Origin of the sequence: Sulfurimonas sp. (assembly GCF_023229025.1) — a bacterium.
Classification (GTDB): domain Bacteria; phylum Campylobacterota; class Campylobacteria; order Campylobacterales; family Sulfurimonadaceae; genus Sulfurimonas.
Genome location: NZ_JALOAA010000007.1, coordinates 46,487 through 64,702 on the forward strand (window position 1 = coordinate 46,487; position 18,216 = coordinate 64,702).

21 protein-coding genes and 1 pseudogene are annotated in these 18,216 nt (G+C 35.4%); 10 read left to right on the forward strand and 12 right to left on the reverse strand.

Annotation, left to right across the window (positions count from 1 at the left end):
* Positions 1-22 precede the first annotated feature (22 nt).
* From M0Q20_RS03025 to M0Q20_RS03050, 6 genes are read right to left on the reverse strand one after another with little or no spacing between them, the layout of a single operon-like run.
* Positions 23-736, reverse strand: a complete 714-nt coding sequence (locus tag M0Q20_RS03025; RefSeq protein ID WP_295058682.1) for a sulfite exporter TauE/SafE family protein — start codon at positions 734-736, stop codon at positions 23-25.
* Between the two features lie 9 nt (positions 737-745).
* A complete protein-coding gene (locus M0Q20_RS03030) occupies positions 746-1,249 on the reverse strand; it encodes a hypothetical protein (protein WP_295058683.1) in 504 nt (167 codons plus the stop codon).
* Entirely contained in the window at positions 1,246-1,722 is a 477-nt protein-coding gene (locus M0Q20_RS03035) for an HD domain-containing protein (protein ID WP_295058684.1), read from the reverse strand. Before M0Q20_RS03035 ends, M0Q20_RS03030 begins: the two co-directional genes overlap by 4 nt.
* Positions 1,719-2,546: a tyrosine-type recombinase/integrase gene (locus M0Q20_RS03040; protein ID WP_295058685.1), complete on the reverse strand. Its 828-nt coding sequence runs from the start codon at positions 2,544-2,546 to the stop codon at positions 1,719-1,721. The genes M0Q20_RS03035 and M0Q20_RS03040 overlap by 4 nt, the downstream gene beginning before the upstream one ends.
* Before the next feature lie 3 nt (positions 2,547-2,549).
* Entirely contained in the window at positions 2,550-3,545 is a 996-nt protein-coding gene (locus M0Q20_RS03045; protein WP_295058686.1) for a hypothetical protein, read from the reverse strand.
* Between the two features lie 4 nt (positions 3,546-3,549).
* The gene (locus tag M0Q20_RS03050; RefSeq protein ID WP_295058687.1) at positions 3,550-4,137 is read right to left on the reverse strand and encodes a hypothetical protein; all 588 of its coding nucleotides are present in this window, start codon (positions 4,135-4,137) and stop codon (positions 3,550-3,552) included.
* A gap of 145 nt (positions 4,138-4,282) precedes the next feature.
* Between M0Q20_RS03050 and gatC the strand changes: the two genes are divergently transcribed.
* From gatC to M0Q20_RS03075, 5 genes are all read left to right on the forward strand, one after another.
* Positions 4,283-4,573, forward strand: a complete 291-nt coding sequence (gene gatC / locus M0Q20_RS03055; protein WP_295058688.1) for an Asp-tRNA(Asn)/Glu-tRNA(Gln) amidotransferase subunit GatC — start codon at positions 4,283-4,285, stop codon at positions 4,571-4,573.
* 35 nt (positions 4,574-4,608) lie between these two features.
* A complete protein-coding gene (locus M0Q20_RS03060) occupies positions 4,609-5,691 on the forward strand; it encodes a type IV pilus twitching motility protein PilT (protein WP_295058689.1) in 1,083 nt (360 codons plus the stop codon).
* A gap of 95 nt (positions 5,692-5,786) precedes the next feature.
* Positions 5,787-6,224 carry a disulfide oxidoreductase gene (locus M0Q20_RS03065; RefSeq protein ID WP_295058690.1) on the forward strand — a complete coding sequence of 146 codons (438 nt, stop codon included), beginning with the start codon at positions 5,787-5,789 and terminating at the stop codon, positions 6,222-6,224.
* Positions 6,221-6,859, forward strand: a complete 639-nt coding sequence (locus M0Q20_RS03070) for a thioredoxin domain-containing protein (RefSeq protein WP_295058691.1) — start codon at positions 6,221-6,223, stop codon at positions 6,857-6,859. The genes M0Q20_RS03065 and M0Q20_RS03070 overlap by 4 nt, the downstream gene beginning before the upstream one ends.
* A gap of 14 nt (positions 6,860-6,873) precedes the next feature.
* On the forward strand, positions 6,874-7,482 hold the full coding sequence (locus tag M0Q20_RS03075) for a thioredoxin domain-containing protein (protein WP_295058692.1): 609 nt from the start codon (positions 6,874-6,876) through the stop codon (positions 7,480-7,482).
* A gap of 24 nt (positions 7,483-7,506) precedes the next feature.
* Here the strand turns inward: M0Q20_RS03075 and M0Q20_RS03080 are convergent, their stop codons facing one another.
* From M0Q20_RS03080 to M0Q20_RS03090, 3 genes are read right to left on the reverse strand one after another with little or no spacing between them, the layout of a single operon-like run.
* Positions 7,507-8,505, reverse strand: a complete 999-nt coding sequence (locus M0Q20_RS03080) for an SAM-dependent methyltransferase (protein ID WP_295058704.1) — start codon at positions 8,503-8,505, stop codon at positions 7,507-7,509.
* The gene (locus M0Q20_RS03085) at positions 8,495-9,697 is read right to left on the reverse strand and encodes a TolC family protein (RefSeq protein WP_295058693.1); all 1,203 of its coding nucleotides are present in this window, start codon (positions 9,695-9,697) and stop codon (positions 8,495-8,497) included. The genes M0Q20_RS03080 and M0Q20_RS03085 overlap by 11 nt, the downstream gene beginning before the upstream one ends.
* Positions 9,654-10,835, reverse strand: a complete 1,182-nt coding sequence (locus tag M0Q20_RS03090) for an aspartate aminotransferase family protein (protein ID WP_295058694.1) — start codon at positions 10,833-10,835, stop codon at positions 9,654-9,656. Before M0Q20_RS03090 ends, M0Q20_RS03085 begins: the two co-directional genes overlap by 44 nt.
* 188 nt (positions 10,836-11,023) lie before the next feature.
* Between M0Q20_RS03090 and M0Q20_RS03095 the strand changes: the two genes are divergently transcribed.
* Positions 11,024-11,632 (forward strand): DUF6448 family protein, encoded by a 609-nt coding sequence (locus M0Q20_RS03095; RefSeq protein ID WP_295058695.1) that lies wholly within the window; start codon positions 11,024-11,026, stop codon positions 11,630-11,632.
* A gap of 27 nt (positions 11,633-11,659) precedes the next feature.
* On the opposite strand, the gene M0Q20_RS03100 is transcribed toward M0Q20_RS03095, so the two are convergent.
* The 3 genes from M0Q20_RS03100 to M0Q20_RS03110 are packed head-to-tail and all read right to left on the reverse strand — an operon-like array spanning position 11,660 to position 14,809.
* Entirely contained in the window at positions 11,660-13,405 is a 1,746-nt protein-coding gene (locus M0Q20_RS03100) for a molybdopterin-dependent oxidoreductase (RefSeq protein ID WP_295058696.1), read from the reverse strand.
* Positions 13,398-14,195, reverse strand: coding sequence for an HlyD family secretion protein (locus M0Q20_RS03105; RefSeq protein WP_295058697.1), 798 nt, complete (start codon positions 14,193-14,195; stop codon positions 13,398-13,400). Before M0Q20_RS03105 ends, M0Q20_RS03100 begins: the two co-directional genes overlap by 8 nt.
* Positions 14,196-14,209: 14 nt before the next feature.
* On the reverse strand, positions 14,210-14,809 hold the full coding sequence (locus tag M0Q20_RS03110; protein WP_295058698.1) for a hypothetical protein: 600 nt from the start codon (positions 14,807-14,809) through the stop codon (positions 14,210-14,212).
* A 122-nt stretch (positions 14,810-14,931) separates the two neighbouring features.
* Between M0Q20_RS03110 and M0Q20_RS03115 the strand changes: the two genes are divergently transcribed.
* The 4 genes and pseudogenes from M0Q20_RS03115 to M0Q20_RS03130 form a co-directional block, all read left to right on the forward strand.
* On the forward strand, positions 14,932-15,885 hold the full coding sequence (locus M0Q20_RS03115) for a chemotaxis protein (protein WP_295058699.1): 954 nt from the start codon (positions 14,932-14,934) through the stop codon (positions 15,883-15,885).
* Positions 15,886-15,954: 69 nt separating this feature from the next.
* A complete protein-coding gene (locus tag M0Q20_RS03120; RefSeq protein ID WP_295058700.1) occupies positions 15,955-16,899 on the forward strand; it encodes a response regulator in 945 nt (314 codons plus the stop codon).
* A gap of 61 nt (positions 16,900-16,960) precedes the next feature.
* A complete protein-coding gene (locus M0Q20_RS03125; protein ID WP_295058701.1) occupies positions 16,961-17,488 on the forward strand; it encodes a hypothetical protein in 528 nt (175 codons plus the stop codon).
* Positions 17,489-17,496: 8 nt separating this feature from the next.
* Positions 17,497-18,216 (forward strand): annotated as a pseudogene (locus M0Q20_RS03130) (hypothetical protein); the annotation flags it as partial.

Below are 18,216 nucleotides of genomic sequence, written 5' to 3' on the forward strand. Positions count from 1 at the left end.
TTATAGCAAGTAAAAATAAAATTTACTGACTATGGCACTCTGTTAATGTTTTTTCTTCTCTTGCCATGTAATCGTAACCGTTATATATCGTATAAACACCATAAACTATAACTGCAAAAGATGATAGACTCATCATCAAATTTCTAAAATTTGTAGCACTTGAGAGCGTTGCTAAAAAACCCAGAGAAAACATAGCAGGAATTGTACTTAGTCCAAATATCGCCATAACTAAAGCACCGTAGATTGGACTTGCCGTACTTGCTGCTGTAATAGCAAAAAAGTAGACAAATCCGCATGGCAAAAGACCGTTTAACATGCCAAGGGTAAAAAAGCTAAAGTTTGATTTTGAGTTTAATACTTTTCTAAATAAATTTTTGTAAAGTGGTGATGAAGAGAAGGAGTGCTCTATTAGGGTTAGAAACTTTATCTTGCCCATCAAAGAGAGACCTGCTAAGACCATAGCTACTCCTGCTACGACTAGCATTACACCGTTTGCCGTGTTGCTAAAGGTCACTACTCCACCAAGGGCTCCAAAAATTGCGCCCAAAACAGAGTAGGTAAAAACCCTGCCTAGCGAGTAGAGAAGATGAGCAGTTGATTGTGAGACTTTTGAGCTCTTAGGGTCTATCTTGATAGTCGAATATGCCAGAACAATACCGCCGCACATCCCTATGCAGTGCCCAAACGAGCCCAAAAAAGCGATGCTAATTATGCTTAAAATATTTACGGTTTCCATTCTCTTTTTCTATTTTCCTAAAAGTTGTTTTCTAATTGCAGGGTTTTGCAACGTCTCGCCTCTTAAAACTCTAAGACGCATTGTATCAAAATCTATAAACTCCTCTGCTCTTTTTTCATAAGCGCCAAAGCCGTAACCCATTGGAGTCTCATCCGTTAGTGAGTAAAAAGCCTCTTTAGCATCTATCCACCTATTTGTATCTCTGCTCATGACCCAGATTTTTGCACTATCTCTAAACTCTTTATCTTCAAGCCATTTAACAAATCCGCCGTGATCATGAAAAAACCAACTTCTGCCGCTCTTCGTAACAACTTGAGAGGCATCCCTTAAATTATCAATGACCATTCCGCAATCGCTATCTTGGTATATGCCAATTTGCATCTCAATTGGAAGCTGCTTAAGATTTCCATCCTTTACTACAATCATCCTTTTAGAGGATGCTAAAGAGAAAAATATAGTTGTAACAACTCCGACAAATAGAAGCAAAATTAAAATAGGCGTAAACTTTTTCATCTTCTTTTTTTTCCTTTTCCCAAATCATCATAAAACAGAAACTTCTCCAAATCTTTTTTTAGAGTTATATCCAGACTATCCAATATCTTCTTTTTACTCTCATGTCTTGGCATATCTTCCTCCTCTTTGCTTTTTTTAGCATCTCTTATTAGGTAGTGATAACGCACAATCTGTTTTGTATAATCACTTATAAACGACCAATTTTTGATTATCTCGTAACTTCTCTCTTCATGATCTGTAAAGCTGTATTCGCCAAACTCTATATCTTCCTCATCTTTTTTGTAGGCACAAAAAGGTTTGCCGATGTCATGTAGAACTCCCGCGGCAAAAAAACGAAACTCTTTTGCTTTTAAAATATAGTAAACTACTCTAAGAGTATGAAACAAAACCCCATGTTGATGCCACTTATTTTGTGTAAAGAAGAGAGATTCTAAAAAAGGTCTGGAAAAAATATCGTTTTTGACTCTATTCATAAGCTCTCACTTGCCATTGGATGACACACCTCTACCGTCTCTTTTAAATCCTGCTTTTGAATATGCGTATAAACCTGCGTTGTTAATAGTGAAGCATGTCCAAGCAGCTCTTGAACAACACGCAAATCCGCTCCTCCTGATATCAATGAGGTTGCATAGGAGTGGCGCAAAACATGCGGAGATACCCCAATATACTTTTGCGTTATCTTATATGCCGAAATACGACTGAGCCTGCCGCCTTTGTAGTTTGACCAGATAAACTCATCCTCTTTTTTTTTCTCTCTAAGATAACTCTCTAGTGCATCTACTGCAACTTTTGCAATAGGGATGATTCGCTCCTTATCTCCCTTTGCGTGTCTTATGTGAAGCCACTCTCCCTCTATATCTTCTTTACAAAGTGCAAGAGCTTCGCTTACTCTTGCTCCTGTTGCGTATAAAAAAAGAACAAATGCATAATCACGAAGACCCAATAAAGTGCTTCTGTCTATCATGCTTAGTCCGTTTTGTATCTCTGCGTATGAAAGAAATTTTGGAAGAAGTTTTGGGATTTTAGAGAGTTTGAACTTTCTCTTTTGCGTTGAGAATTGGCTACTATAGCAAAAATCGAAAAAAGCATTTATAGCAGAGAGTTTTCTATTTAGTGTTCTTCTGTTTTTATACATACCCAAGGCACTAAATAGCAAAGCGGAGTCCATCTTAACAAGAGGCCTACCAAGCAGCTCTTCAATACCTCTCAAGTCACTTCTGTAAGCCTCAACACTCTTTTTACTAAGAGCCTTTATAACACTTATATACTCAATAAATGCTTCCAACTCATTTGACATTACTTACTCTACCGAGATATATCTGTCATCCACAAAAAAGATTTTTCCGTCAATATAGACATAACCCTCATCTATACACGCCTCATATACTCTATGAGTCTGCAGATCTTTTGAAATCTCTATAATATACCCCTCTTTTTCAAGAGCATACAAGTTATTATTATGAGCAATCATCCCTAAAAAGTGGGCAAAAGGGAATTTTGCTATCGCATTTTGCTCAAGATTTGGCGTCAAAGAGACAATGTCACCCTGTTTTGTGGCTATAAATATATTTTTTCCATCGGCTACAATATCTCTGATATCGTAATCTGCTCTAATCTCTTTTTGTCCTAGCGAGAGTATCTTGTGTCCTGTCGCTGCAATGATTTTATTATCTACAAGATTAAAGTATATTATATTGTTGAATTGTTCTTGAGAGCTAACTATCACGGTTCTTAACTTCTTTTTTGTCTCTGAGTTGATAATAACAACTTTTCCATCAAGTGTAGAGAATATAACTAACTCATCTCTGATATATGGTTTTACTATTTTTGAGTTAACTACTATCGGTGCATCACCCTGCTCTTTTAGAAGAAGGGTCTTGTCTGCTATAGAGTATAGAGCCATCTCATTGTTTACAAAAAGGACGGCAAGAAGGTCATCTTTAACTCCTGCTGTTGCAATAGTCCTCTTTAGTGCAAATTTCTCTACCATCTTATCATCTGTTGCATACTGCAGCGTTAGGTTTCCATCAATTCCGGAACTCATAATCCATCCGTCACTATAACCTAAGAGCTTATCCTCTTTAGGAATTGTTATATCAAGAACTTTGCCCTTAACTATAACTTTTCTATCCTCTACCAATGCTGCCTCTGAGGAGGTGCCCATAATGGTTACATCACTACTTCCACAGTACTCCCAATCATCCTCTACATCTGAAGGTTTGTAAACTTCTTTAGAGCTACATGCAGTAAAAACAATAAACAGAAGTGAAATAAGGGTTATTTGTAAAATTTTCAAAATATTATTTAACCCCGTAGTGCATAAGAACTGCTACTAGTTCATTCAGAGATGACTCTTTAGATACTTTTGAGAGCGCGGCTCTTGCTTTATCTATCTTGTTCTCGTTTAAAAGTATCACCGCACTTTGAACTAGTGCGAGGTCTCTGTATATCGCATCCTGTTTTGAAGCGTACTCTTCAAGAGAAGCCGGATTTGTAGCTGTTTCATACTTTGCTAAGTCGCTTACAATCAATGCTTTTGAGTTTTTTAAACTCTTCATCGTCTCCAAATCATCATTTGCAAGTGCTTGTGAATACAACCAAACATCATGAAGATTTGGACTAACCATTTTAAGCTCTAAAAGCGAGGCACTATCTTCTGGGTCTGTCTGCAACTTTAAAAGTGCGTTGTTTGCTGCTGAAATCTTACTCTCTTGGTTCATATCATATGCAATATTTGCACCGACAATGAGAATAATAATTGCGACTGAAGCTATCATTACATTTTTATATTTTTTTACAAACTTTTCAGTCATAACCGCTTTTTCAAAAAACTTCTCTTCGGAGTTTAGCTCCTCTTTTACCATCTTCATGTTATCTTTTAAGCTCAAAAATATTCCTTTTTCATCTATAATTATTGAAAGTTTAAAATAATATCGCATAGTTTGTTAAAGTTTCATCAAATAGATAGATTTTTTTTGTTACAATCCTACAAAGGGTGCATACAAAACCCTTAATAATAATTAGGACGGTTATATGCAAGTAGATGATAAACTCTTAGCTAGATTAGAAAAACTATCATTTCTAAAAGTTTCAGATGATAAAAGAGAAGAGATTATTGAGCAACTCTCTGAGATTGTGACTTTTGTGGATAATTTAAGCGAGTTAAATACTGATAATGTTGATGATAAATTTGCAATGAACGATGATGCTACTTTTTTAAGAGAAGATACTCCACACTGTAGCACAGATATAAATGAGAGCATTATGAAAAATGCGCCTCTTAGTGATGATGGTTATTTTGTCGTACCTAAGATAATTGAGTAGTAGGTAAATTTTAATAATATAAAAGGAAATTTATTATGAGCAATGAAGCAAAAAAACCGATAGATATAAAAAAGCTACTAAAGAGTGTTTTACACTTTGATTCTTCCGACTTACACCTTGTTCCCGGCAGTGAGCCGCAAATCAGAATTGACAAATCACTAAAGCCACTCAATCTTCCGGTTTTAAGCGCAAAAGAGATTGAAGAGATGGCTTATGCGCTTATTGAAGATAAGCAGAAGAAAATATTTGAAGAGAATAATGAACTTGACTTCTCTTTTGAGCTAGAGAATGTAGGTCGTTTTCGTGCAAACTACTACAGAACTATTGGCGGTATTGCATGTGCCTTTCGTATGATTCCTATCGATATTCCGCCACTTGAAAAGTTTAACAATAACCCTATTTTTAAAGAGCTTGTCAAAAGAGAAAAGGGGCTTATTCTCGTAACAGGACCAACAGGTAGCGGTAAATCTACTACGCTTGCTTCAATGCTTCATGAGATAAACCTTACTGCAAATAAACATATAATTACCATAGAGGATCCGGTTGAGTTTGTCCATACAAATATAAAGTCGCTCTTCTCCCAAAGAGAAGTGGGTTCTGACACAAAATCTTTTGCAACGGCGCTTAAATTCGCCCTTAGACAAGATCCCGATGTTATTCTAGTTGGTGAGATGAGAGATAAAGAGACTATCTCTGCAGCTCTTACTGCGGCTGAGACCGGACATATAGTTTTTGGAACTCTACATACAAATTCGGCACCCGCAACTATAAACCGTATTATCGATGTTTTTGATGCCGGAGAGCAGCCACAGGTAAGAGCACAGCTTGCATCTTCGCTTATCTCGGTTATCTCTCAATCCCTGATGCCTAGAATCGGTGGCGGTATTATTGCAACTCAAGAGGTTTTAATAACAAACCCTGCTATTCAAAACTTAATCAGAGAAGACAAAGTTCACCAAATCTACTCTCAAATGCAGTTAAACCAAGCGGAGACGAGCATGACTACGCAAACAGATCAGCTCATAACCCTGCTTCGCAAAAAAGTCATCTCAAAAGATGTGGCTATTACAGCTTCAAACAGACCTGAAGAGCTGATAAAGATAATTCAAAACCTTTAAAACCTTTTTAAGGTTTGCAACTTGATCTGGTATTGCGGTTATATACCAAAAATATGGTACGATACGCCAAACGTAATTATTAGGATTTTTGATATATGAAGAGTGACAAGATAGAATCTAGTAGAGATTGGAACATTATCTTCTTAGCTTGGTTAGTTGCGACCATTTCAACTCTTGGAAGTCTATTTTTTAGTGAAGTAATGGAGTATCCGCCTTGTATTCTTTGCTGGTATCAAAGAATTTTAATGTATCCTCTTGTTATTATACTTCTTGTTGGATTATTTCCGCTTGATAAAAACATACTTAGGTACTCTGCACCTTTCGTTGTGATAGGGTGGCTAGCTGCACTTTATCATAATCTTTTACAGTATGAAATTATTTCAGAGGATATGACGCCATGTACTCAAGGGATACCATGCTCTACTAAATATATAGATTTTTTCGGTTTTATATCAATACCGATGCTCTCATTTATCGCATTTTCTATTATATTAACTCTGTTATTTTTATTTCTTAAAAGGAAAAACTCATGAACAAACAAAAAGTCATACTGCTCTCAGTAGTCTCACTACTGATTTTATTCGCATTTGGAACTTTTGCATACAACAGCAGTAAATCGGATGAAGCTGCTTTAATTGCTAAAAAAAATGAAGAGAGATTCATTAGAGATTACTCAACAGTAGTTGGCAATAGCGATGCCAAAGTAACCATAGTGGAGTTTCTAGACCCTTCTTGTGAAACTTGTAGAGCCTTTTATCCACTTGTAAAAGATATAATGGCTAAGCATGAAGGTAAAATAAAACACGTTATTAGATATGCCCCTTTTCATCAAGATTCAGATTATGTAGTAAAACTTTTAGAAGCAACAAAAAAGCAGGGTAAATACATAGAGACGCTAGAAGCACTTTTTAGATATCAAAATCAATGGGTAGATCATCATGTTCCAAATAAACAGATGGTATGGAGACTTATGGCACATTTGGGCTTAAACATTGAGCAGCTTAAAGTAGATTTTGAAGACCCTAAGTTGGATGAACTAATTAAGCAAGAGTTGTCTGATGCAAAAGCATTAGGTGTTAAAAAAACACCTCAATTTTTTGTAAACGGCAAAATACTACAAGAGTTTGGGCATAAACAGCTCATAAAATTAGTAGAATCAGAACTTTAAAAAAAGGATTTTAGATGAAATATATCTACACGCTATTTGCGATTTTTACTATTTTAGTTTTTACAGGATGCGATGAAAAACCTAAAGAAGAGCCTCCTCTTGTAAAGGAACATACAACAGTTGAGCAGTCATCATACACTATTGAAGATGTTAGTAGTGGAGCAAAGTATGTGCTAAAAAGAGAAGATGGCGGGTTCGTTGTAGAGGGACATGAGGATAAAGTTATTATGTTTGATATGTATGCTACTTATTGTCCGCCATGTCGAAAAGAAGCACCTCACTTAACAGCTTTGCAGACAAAATACTCGGATAAACTTTTAATCATAGCACTTAATACTTTTGAGGATGTAAGTGACTTGTACATTGATGATAACTTCAGATATACATACGGCGCATTCTATTTTATAAGCAACTCAGCGCATAATAATATAATTATAAAAACTATTTTAAAAGATATAGAGTATGAGCCATCTATGCAAATCCCTTTTAAAGTTGTTCTAAAAAATGCAAAGTACCAGAAATTGACAGATATATATGGCGATAATCCAAATAATAATTTCTATTTAGGTGCTATCAGCAGTAGTGTTATTGAGGAAGATCTCAAAAAGATTTTTCAACAATGACAAAATTAGACAAAAAGTAAAATTTTATTGCTTTTTGTCTTTTCTAAACTTAATCATCTTAAATCGTTCCCCTAGAAAGTTTGGCAATATTAATATTTTGGCTTTTTCTAGCTCCTGCTTATATATCTTCTCATCCACGTTAGCTTTTAAAATCTCTAGAAGCTCCAAGATTCCCATCTCAACAAGTGCTACCATCTGAGGCTTAAGCTCTATAAACTCTACTCCTGCTTCTTCATAAGCATCTTTTACATGAGCAAAAGTAACATCATATGTAATATCAGACTTTGCGAACAGTTCATCTCTTTTTATTTTCTCATCGAAAAACGCAATTACCTCATGTTTTGAATAAACTCTAAGTGAAAAATCAGGGCGGGCTTGCATCTCTCCATAGTCAAAGCTCATAAACTCAAACTTCTCACATGACAGAGCCATCTCTTTTGCAAACTCTTCATACCCAAGAGCTATCTCGCCTCTATCTTTATGGTACTTATTAGCTTTGCTACTTACCCATTCATCATCCACATCAAACTCTATATTGTGACTCTCTACTCTTGCTGATTTGCCTTTATAGTAAAGCTCACAAGGAAATGCGTCAAATATCTCATTTGCTATAAAAAAAGCGTTTTTACATTTTAGTTGGCTTAATGATTTATAGTGAGTAAGCTTTACAGCGTCACCAAACGACTCTTTAAAATAGTTTTTTTGAAACTCTTGAAGCGAATCGAATCTCTCTATAATGACAAAATTAAAACTCCCAAGAAGTTCAGGCTTTAACGTATATATGAACTCTATAACATCTGCTAAAAAATAACCGTGATGTGCACCGATTTCACATATTGTCGCATCTTTAGCCAAAAAACCCTCATCAACTAAAGAGATAATATGCTTTGCTACTGTTCCGCCAAAAAACTTGCTCGTACTTACCGCTGTATAAAAATCTCCGCTTTTACCTATATTTTTATATGTTGCATAGTAGCCCTCATCTGAGTAGAGCCACTCTCTCATGTAGTCGCTAAATTTCATCTCTGTACGTCTCATAAAGTGTTAATAGCTCTAGCTGTTTATCTATCTCATAAATCTCTACATCGCTCTTTTGAATTAGAACCGAGTTTTGTAAAAGTTCTGCATCATACTTTGTTTTGTATCCTGCCTCGTAGAGATCTATAGTATCTGCTAAAAGCCTCTCGTAAATATCTCTATTTTGTACGCTTAACTGTTTTTTCTTCTCAAAATTCTCTATATTTTGACTAACCTGCTCAAAAATAGCTATAAGCTCTCTTTTTTTATCCTCTAAAATAAGCTGTGACTTTAGGTAGTCGACTTTTGAGGACTCTATATCCCTAAAAGTATTTATATCAATAGGAAGCGTAGCCTTAAGTCCAAAATTGTAATAATCCTTCTCATCCGACCCAAACTGAAACTGAGTATCGCTTTTATCCCAATTATATCCGGCTACTAGATTAACTTTGGGGAGATACTTTGCCACAATAACATCTTTAGCATATCTATTTTTAACTATTTCACTCTCTGACATATAAAGAAGCATATTTTTTTCTAAAAACTCATCTTGAGTTAAATATTTTAACTTTGGAATAAATGCTTCTTCATAATTTAAATCGCTTATTGCATTAAATTTTGAAATTAGTCTCTCCTTGCTTGTTTGCAGATCATAAAGTGCCTGAATTGCAATGTTTCTTTCAATTATTGCATTATCCAAAAAGCCGGAATCGAGCTGCCCGTTTAAATAATCCTCTTTTTTCTGTGCAAGATTAATCTCGGAATTCTCAATCACTAAACTCTGCTTATCAATCTTTAAACCTATCTGTTTAATCTGCATCAAAAGTGATACTGCATCTTTTATAAGTTTTCTTTTTGCAACATCAATCGAGTAATCCGAGTAGATTCTAGAAGCCTCTGCAAACTTAATTCCATAGTAAATACCGCCACTTTGAAATATCGGCTGATCCATTCTGATAGAAGCGTTCTCTGTAGTCTGTTGCTCTGTATATGGGTTACTCTTTGAATAACTATAATTTAGATTAAGCGGTGCAATCCAAGAGTCACGAAGTTTTGAGCTATCAGCTTCATTTTTTTCATAATCATATTTAAACTGCGCTTTTTTATTCTCAGATATAAAATCCCTAAGCTCTTCATCGGAAAAAAGTAATGAACTACAAAGAGCTAACAGCGCGATTGAGAGATTCAAAACCTTCATCTACTTCCTCTTTTGTAATTGTTAAAGCCGGTAAAAGTCTAAGAGTATCGCGTCCGGCTTTTAATACTATAGCTCCCTCTTCTCTTGCATTTGAGACTATTTTATTAAGAGTATCAGCATCCCTTACACGCAATCCGCACATCATTCCGATACCTACTTTAGATGTAAAAATATCTTTATGAGCAGCATAAAATTTCTCTAACTCGCTATCAAAATAGTCAATACCTTTTTGAAGCTCTCTATTCTCATCCATCTCGCTTAAAATATCCATAACCTCACATGCAGCGGTTGTGCTTAAGAAGTTACCGCCAAATGTAGAGCCGTGATCTCCTGCACTAAAGAGCTCTTTTAGGGTTGTCATAACAACGCCGATAGGAACACCGCCGCCAAGACCTTTTGCCAAAGTTACAACATCAGGCTCTATCTCATAGTAGTTTGATGCTAAAAACTTTCCTGTTCTATAAACTCCGGTTTGCACCTCATCTATCATCAACAAAACACTCTTTGACTTTAAAAATTTTGCAAGTTTTTGAACTGCAACTTTATCAAGAGGCTCAACTCCACCCTCTCCTTGAACAAGCTCTAACATAACCGCACATGTGTGATCATCGACCAAACTCGCAACATGTTCTATATTGTCCGCATATACAAACCCGTCAGGGTAAGGTCCAAAATAGTTATGCATCTTCTCTTGACCGGTCGCTTTTACTGTTGTAATAGTTCTACCGTGAAAAGAGTGCTGAAGGGTTATAACTTTATATCTTTTTATCTCTCCATCTCTCTCGCCAAATTTTCTAGCTATCTTTATAGCTCCCTCATTCGCCTCTGCTCCGCTGTTTGCAAAGAAGCACTTCATATCATATCCGCTTGCCTCAACTATCTTCTTTGCTACACGAGCTTGTGGAGCGATGTAGTAAAGGTTTGACGTATGCGTTAAGTTAGAGAGCTGCTTGCAGATAGCATTATTTACTCTTTTGTTGGCATGCCCCACACTAACAACTGCTATGCCTGAAGCAAAATCTATATATTTTTTGCCCTCTGAATCAACCAATCTTGCATTATCGCCGCTTACAAACTCAACATCCGCTCTTGCATAAGTCGGCAAAACATACTTTTTATCTAACTCTTTTATGTTCATTTTTTACCTTTTTATATTCTAAAATACTTATATTTTCTTAATTTTATTTATAACTATATAATAACACAAATATATAAACTCGGATGCCCCCAGTTAGCTAAATTTGATTTCATATTCATTAACCAATAGTTTCATCTTCATTAACTAAATAAGTATAATCTTTTGTTATAAAAATAAAAGGTTGTTACATGTTAAATAAATATATTAAAAAAAGCTTGGTGCCGCTGCTTGCAGTCACTTTAGCGAGTAATGCATTTGCTCACTGCGATACACTTGACGGACCTGTGATTATGGATGCAAAACTAGCCATTGAGAAAAAGGATATTACTCCAGTTTTAAAATGGGTCAAAGACTCCAATCATGAAAATGATATTACACACGCATTTAATAGCGCTATGAAAGTTCGTGATAAAGATGCAGACGTGCAAAAGATTGCAGACAATTATTTTTTTGAGACACTCGTCAGAGTTCATCGTGCTGGAGAGGGTGCTCCATATACAGGTCTTAAACCAGCAGGCAATGTAGCACCAGTTATCACAGCAGCCGATAAAGCTCTTGAAACCGGCTCAGTCGATAAACTTGCCAAAGAGATAGCTCATGCAGTTGAAGAGGCCATTAAAAAACGTTTCAAAGAAGCTAAAGAGCAAAAAGTTCATAAAGATAAGAGCGTAAAAGATGGTAGAGAGTATGTAGAATCTTATGTTCAATATGTTCATTTTGTTGAAGGCATCCACAATATGGTTGCCGGCAATGGCGGACATGATCACGGTCAAAGCAAATCACACGATAAACATTAAGCCTCTTAAGGGGCTTAACGTTTATTACTAAACTGTCACTCTTCTATTTATCTCCACTCTATTTTCTTGAAATATTGCACTCTTAGCATAGTGTGCATGTTTTGATGTTGTTAAATTATTAACGCCTCTTGTTCCGCTGTAAATTAAAAGACAATCCTCACGCAAATCATCATTATGCTTTACTCTTAACTCTACACTTCCAGACACTGAGGATATTGTTACCGTCTCCCCCTCATTGTAACCTAAAGAGCTATGCATATAGACAGAGTCCTCTCTATCAAACTGAGAGTTAAGGCTTGTCTGACTTTTGCAGGTAATTAGATGAAAACCGCTCTCTTGCTCTACCCTTGCATCCAACTCATCTAAAAATAAAAACTCACCGTCATCTGTGTCAAAGCCATCTCTGTAAGGGATATCTTCTCTATTTTCTACATACCAAGAGCCATCCATCTTCTGTACTGCAAAATTTTTAAAATATTTTAGATAAAACTCTTCACTCTCTATCATAATATCAAACTCTTTGCATAGATAAGAAGATAGCTCATACTCACTAATCCCCACATTGCTCTGTGCCACCTTAGGCATAAACGACATTACGTTGTGAGAGTATGAGGTTCTAACATCATCTTTATATAAAAAACTCTTAGCAGGTATTATTAAATCGGCAATCTCGCTTGTCTCATTCTCATAAAGTCCAAAGTAGACAACATTCTCAACTCTTTTTATAGACTCTCTTACCCTAAGTGAGTTTGGCATCTGAGAAAGCGGATTGGCACCTTGAATAAAAACTGTTTTAAAATCTGAAAACTCAGTATCGACCTTTGATACTTTTTTTGCTTTTTTATTAAAAGGAGAAGCTATGCCCTCTCTAGAGGAGCCAAGATAACTTACACCGCAACCCTCCTTACCAAAAAGACCAAGCATTGCGGCAAATGCGTCTATTGCCCTCATGACATCAGCGCCGTTGCTATATTTTTGCACGCCGACTCCACAAACAATAGCAACTCTCCTATTTTTAACAAGTGCGAGTATCTCTCCAACCTGCCCCAAGGAAGCACCAATATGCTCTAAGACTGCCTTAATTCTTATATTTTGTGTCAACTCATAGTAATCTTCGTACTCACTTGCATGTGCATCTAAAAAATCTACATCATACCCATGCTCTATGTATAAAAACCGACTTAGCATCATTGCCAAAAAGATATCAGTATGTGGTTTTAGCTGAATATGAAGGTTTGCATTTTTAGCTATCTTTGTCTTAATAGGGTCAATTACGACTACTTTTTTATCTTTGATAAGCGGTAGTAGATGAGTTGAAGTTATATGGGGATTTCTCCCCCAAAATATCACAACATCAGACTTTGCCACTTCATGCAACGGCATGTTCTTGTTGCTGCCTCTACCCTCAATGATTCCGGCTTCTCCGGCGCCATCACAAAGCGAACCTTCTGTTAAAACCGCTCCATATGAAGCAAAAAAGTGATCTGTAACCTCCTGCATAAGAGCAAAATTCCCACTTCCTCTATAGTGAAGAATTTCACTTGGACTTGAGGAGGCAACTATCTCTTTTAGTTTTAAAAGCGCCTCTTGGAGAGTAATCTCTTTGCCCTTATATCTTGGCGACTGAATAGTCTCATATTTTTTATAGTGATTTAGATTTTGACACAAAAAACCCTGAGTATGACCGCTTTTTGCTCCTTTAATTTTCCCATCTTCATAAATTATTTCGCAAGCATCATAGCAATCAAGCGGGCATGCTGTCTTTTTACTCATCTCTTAGTTCCACTTTTACAAGCTTTGAGAAAAGTTTTGGCGACTCTATGACTATCTGAGCTAGATATTTTGATATATTTTTACCATCTGCAATATTTAAGAGTCTTGAAATTTTATATCCGCTCTTTTGCCCGTCAATATAAACGACCTTGCTTCTTGCATCTAAGACATCAGTATCATCCAGATATATGCTAAGAATCGCTTTAGAGGTATCTGCTATTTTAGCTAGCGGAGTAGCTACTCCCACAACTTGTTCCGGTTTTACAAGCATCTCATAAAGGACAAAACCCTCTGCAGTGAGCTTTTTGTCTCTTATGCTTCTTTGAAGTTGAACTTCTCTTAACTCTAAGTCCGCTATCTGTATCTTTAGATTTTGAATCTCTTTTCTTGTAGTTAGGTAGAGATTCTCACTTGTAATGAGGTCGTAAAACTCCCTATCTTTCTCGACTGAGGATTTAAATTTTAGAGGCTCTATCTTTCTGTAGTTCTCTCTTTTTTTTACAAGCAAATCTTCTAAGTTAACTAAAACTGCCTCATTTATCTCTAAAGAGTTTTTGGTATACATTAGTTTCTCTTTTGTAAGCCTAAGCTCTTTACTATCTACCTCTGAATCTATCTCTATATAGGCTTTAGATGTAAGCTTAGTACCTACAAGCGCCTTATCTGCACTTATAATCAAGCCAGAGACATTTGAAGAAACATCTCTTATCTCATAGGGTTCAACTTTTGCATAATAGACTTTTGCATGAGATAGAGTAAGAAGTAAAGTAAGTACAACAATAACTCTCATTAAATTCCTTCCTTTTAAAAATTTTTCTCTAAGCTTAAAACATAGTAGTTAGAGCCACCGTGTCTAACATTGTTAATGAGACCAAAGATGCCTGAACGATGCTTTATAGCAACTCCAAGATAGGTATCTTTGAGTGCATCATATTTAAAAAGTTTACCGATATCAAAATCCAAACTAAGGTCTAGATAGTTTAAAAAGTTTGAAGTGTTATCGTTATTCTCTTGTGTTTTTAGTTTTTCATAGTAAAGAACTTCACTTGTGTATGAAGCACCCTCTCCAAAGCCAACTCTAACTCTATTTTGCCAAAAATCAATATTGTAATAAACTTTTATATATATAGTTGCTTCATAGACATCACTCTGCATTGAAGCTTCATTAAAATGAGCCAAACCGCCCTTTAGGTAAAAATCAAGAGGCAGATCAAAAGCCTCTTTTTTTAAAAGATATCCGGCATCTAAAGATGTGACTTTAAAGTCATGTTTGTGAGAGCGAATATCTAAAAGAAGTACCTCTCCTAAATTACTTTTCGTAACTTTTCCATGAGTGACTCTCAGTGAGTAGTCATTATCGGCACTAAGACCTAAAGCTAAAAAAAGTAAAAGTAGGTATTTCAATATATTGGCCACCCTTGATTTATTTAGCGCATTTTACCATCTTCACTATTAACATTCAAGCATAATTCATCATAATTTTGGTACTATTTCTAACTAAATAAAAGTATATTTAAAGGCTTTGAATGTCAATTTTAGAAAATGTAGATGCTGCTACAAACTTAGCAAAAAACAATGAACTGCAACTTTTAGTATTTAGAATTAGTAGCAAGCCTGACTCCGCATATTATGCAATTAACGTTTTTAAAACACGAGAAGTCGTCGAGTCAAAAAATCATTACATAACACAGATACCTTCATCGCATAAGATGCTTGAAGGAACTATTGTTCTTCGCGGGATGCAAATTCCTATATTAAACCTACCGCTTTGGCTTGGCACAACTCTAAGCAAAGAAGAAATCAACATATCAAACATACTTGTTTGCGACTTTAACGGCATAGTAATCGGTCTGAGAATTATGTCGGCATATAGAGTTGTAAAGAAGAACTGGAATGAGATGCATGCTCCTGAGAGTTATAGAATGGGAGAAAATAATGTTGTAATAAACGATACCAGACTTGAAGATGGAAGCCTCTGTCTTGTTTTAGATTATGAAAAACTTTTAGCAGACGTTATCCCTCAAGCGATGGTCAATGTACTTGAATCACCGGCAAACTTAAAAGATTTAGCTATACCAAACAAGCTAAAAAACGGAACTGTTCTTATAGCTGAGGACTCTAAAACGGCTCAAAAGCATTTAAAGCAGATTTTTGAGAATGCCAACATCTCCATGAAACTATTTGAAAACGGAAAACTTCTTGTTGATTATGTAAACTCTCTTGATGATGCTTCAAAAATTCCTGCCGTAATAACAGACATAGAGATGCCCGAGATGTCAGGTTTTACTGTTGTAAAGCTCTTAAAGAGCTCTTCAAAAACAAAAAACATACCTGTTATAGTAAACAGCTCTATGACCGGTTCAAATAACAAAAGAGAGGCTGAACTTTTAGGTGCAGATGGATTTATAGATAAGACAAAGAGTCAAAATATAATTCCTCTCATTGTAGAGGTAATGAATCGAAAAAACAATTTATCTTAAAATTATTAATCATTGTTAAAGTCTTATTCAAATAAAATGAATTGTTTAATTACAATAGGTTGAATATTTATGAATGAAAAAATAAAAAAGATAAATAGCCTCTCCGATAATATCTCTGTTTTATATGTTGAAGATAATTTAGGTTTGTCAAAAAACATGCAAGCACTTTTAAGCAGAATCTTCAAGGATGTATTAATTGCGCATGACGGGCAAGAGGGGTACGCAGAGTATCTACACTCTAGGCCTAAGATTGTAATAACCGACATCAATATGCCCGGTATGAACGGCTTTGAAATGATAGCAAAGATACATGAGGTAGAGTCCGATTGTAAAATTATAATCCTCTCTGCATATGATGAGAAAAAACACCTATATAAGGCTATCGAGCTAGGTGTTTTTGCCTATCTGCACAAACCTGCAAAAGCTCCCCAACTTATAAATACTCTGCACGATGCAGTCCTCTCTATACAAAAAGAGGAGAACAGCCGCATATTTTTAAATCAACTACAAAATATTTTCAACTATCAAAACAACATAGTAGTAATGGTTCAAAAAAATGAATTTGTTTTAATAAATAAACGCTTTAATGAATTTTTTGGGATTGAAAGTATAGAGGAGTTTCATGAAAAATATAGCAATATTGATAAACTTCTGCTTGAACATAAGGAGTTTTTACACAGCACATCATCATCAAAATGGCTAGATACCGCTATAAAAAATCCTGGAAAGCTATATCATACAAAAATGCAAAATGATAAAGGTGAAAAGCGCCACCTTATCTTGAAGCTTAGAAAAATACCGGAGAAAAAGGATTACTACATACTCTCTTTTGATGACGTAACAGAGCTTAACTTAATGTCTCTTTTTGATTCAGATGCAGCAAGAGATGATGAGAACTCACTAGATAAGATGGCTATTTTAACTCTTCTACAAGTTGTAAAAGATAACTCCTCAGAGGTAAAAGTTCACAACTTCTACAAAGGTCTTACAATTGTAAACCCTGCAGATTACTGAAGAGAATTTCACGCTTAAAACCGTAAATACCCAACTAAAAATAGTTCAAATTACAAGGTATATGACAATTACTTCTGAGATATTTCCAAAAGATGTTATCTGTAAATCTGTTAAAAATGTTGACTCTGACAATCAAACAATAGTTATAGATGATGTAACTTTTGCTTCTAGAAGTGCTGCGGATAGAAAATATACCCGCTTAGAGCCTGATCCCGACCATAATTGCTCACTCTACTTTAAAAACATAAAGTTCCCCGGTGAGTCAAGTGTAATGGATATATCTGAAGTCTCTGCAAAATTAAAAACAGACGCACTTCCTGCCGGCATAGAGGTGGGGATAAAGATAAAAGTAGTAGTAAGTCTTAAATTAAAAGGGAGATTGATAACCATAAGCACACTAGGGAGTGTTTACAGGATAGATGAAAATAAACGTGATTATAATATTGTAGTCCTTTATGAGCTTAGCCAAAAAAATTTAAATGATATCAAAGCCTATCTATCCAACCGCCAAATAGAGCTTATCCGTGAGTTTAAATCAATTGACATAAACTCTCAACACAAAAATAAAAACCCAGACTATGTAATATAGAAGAGATAATGCACAAAATAACACTCAAAAAGAAGTATATATCAGCACTGCTACTGACCGGAGCGTATGCTGTTGTTTCTTATTTTTTATCAATTTTTCTAATTGAGAACAACAGCCACTACCTTGAGGATATAAACTTGCTTGGTAAAGAGAGGATGTACACTGGGCAAATACTCTTTTACACAAATGAAGTTTACCATCACCATAGCTATGCTCAAGTTCAGGAGTTAAAAAAAGCATTGGCTGATTTTAAAGAAGTTGATACTATTTTAAAAAGTAGAGGATATGTCTTTGAGGAGCAAAACAAAAGAGAGTTTTTTAAGCTTGTCGGTTCTTTTTTAACTTTTTTTGAAAACAGCAATGAAAAGTGGGAAGAGAGTGAAGGTTTTGAGATTGATCGTCTTCTTAGCGTACAGTACAAAAAACTTATTAAAAATATAGATGATTACGTTTTAAAAGTTCAAAAAGAGAGTGAAGAGGAGATAAAAAACACCTTACTAGTAAAAATTGTTCTTTTTGTACTTTTAGTTTTTCTTCTAATTGCTCAAGCTATTTTTATATTTATGCCCGCTGAAAAAGAGATAAAAGAAAAGACAAAAAAGCTTGGAGATATAAATAAAAACCTCAAGGAATTAGTTGCAGCTGAAGTTGCTAAAAATGAAGAAAAAACGCTGCAAATTATTCACCAATCAAGACTTGCAACTATGGGCGAAATGGTAAGTATGATT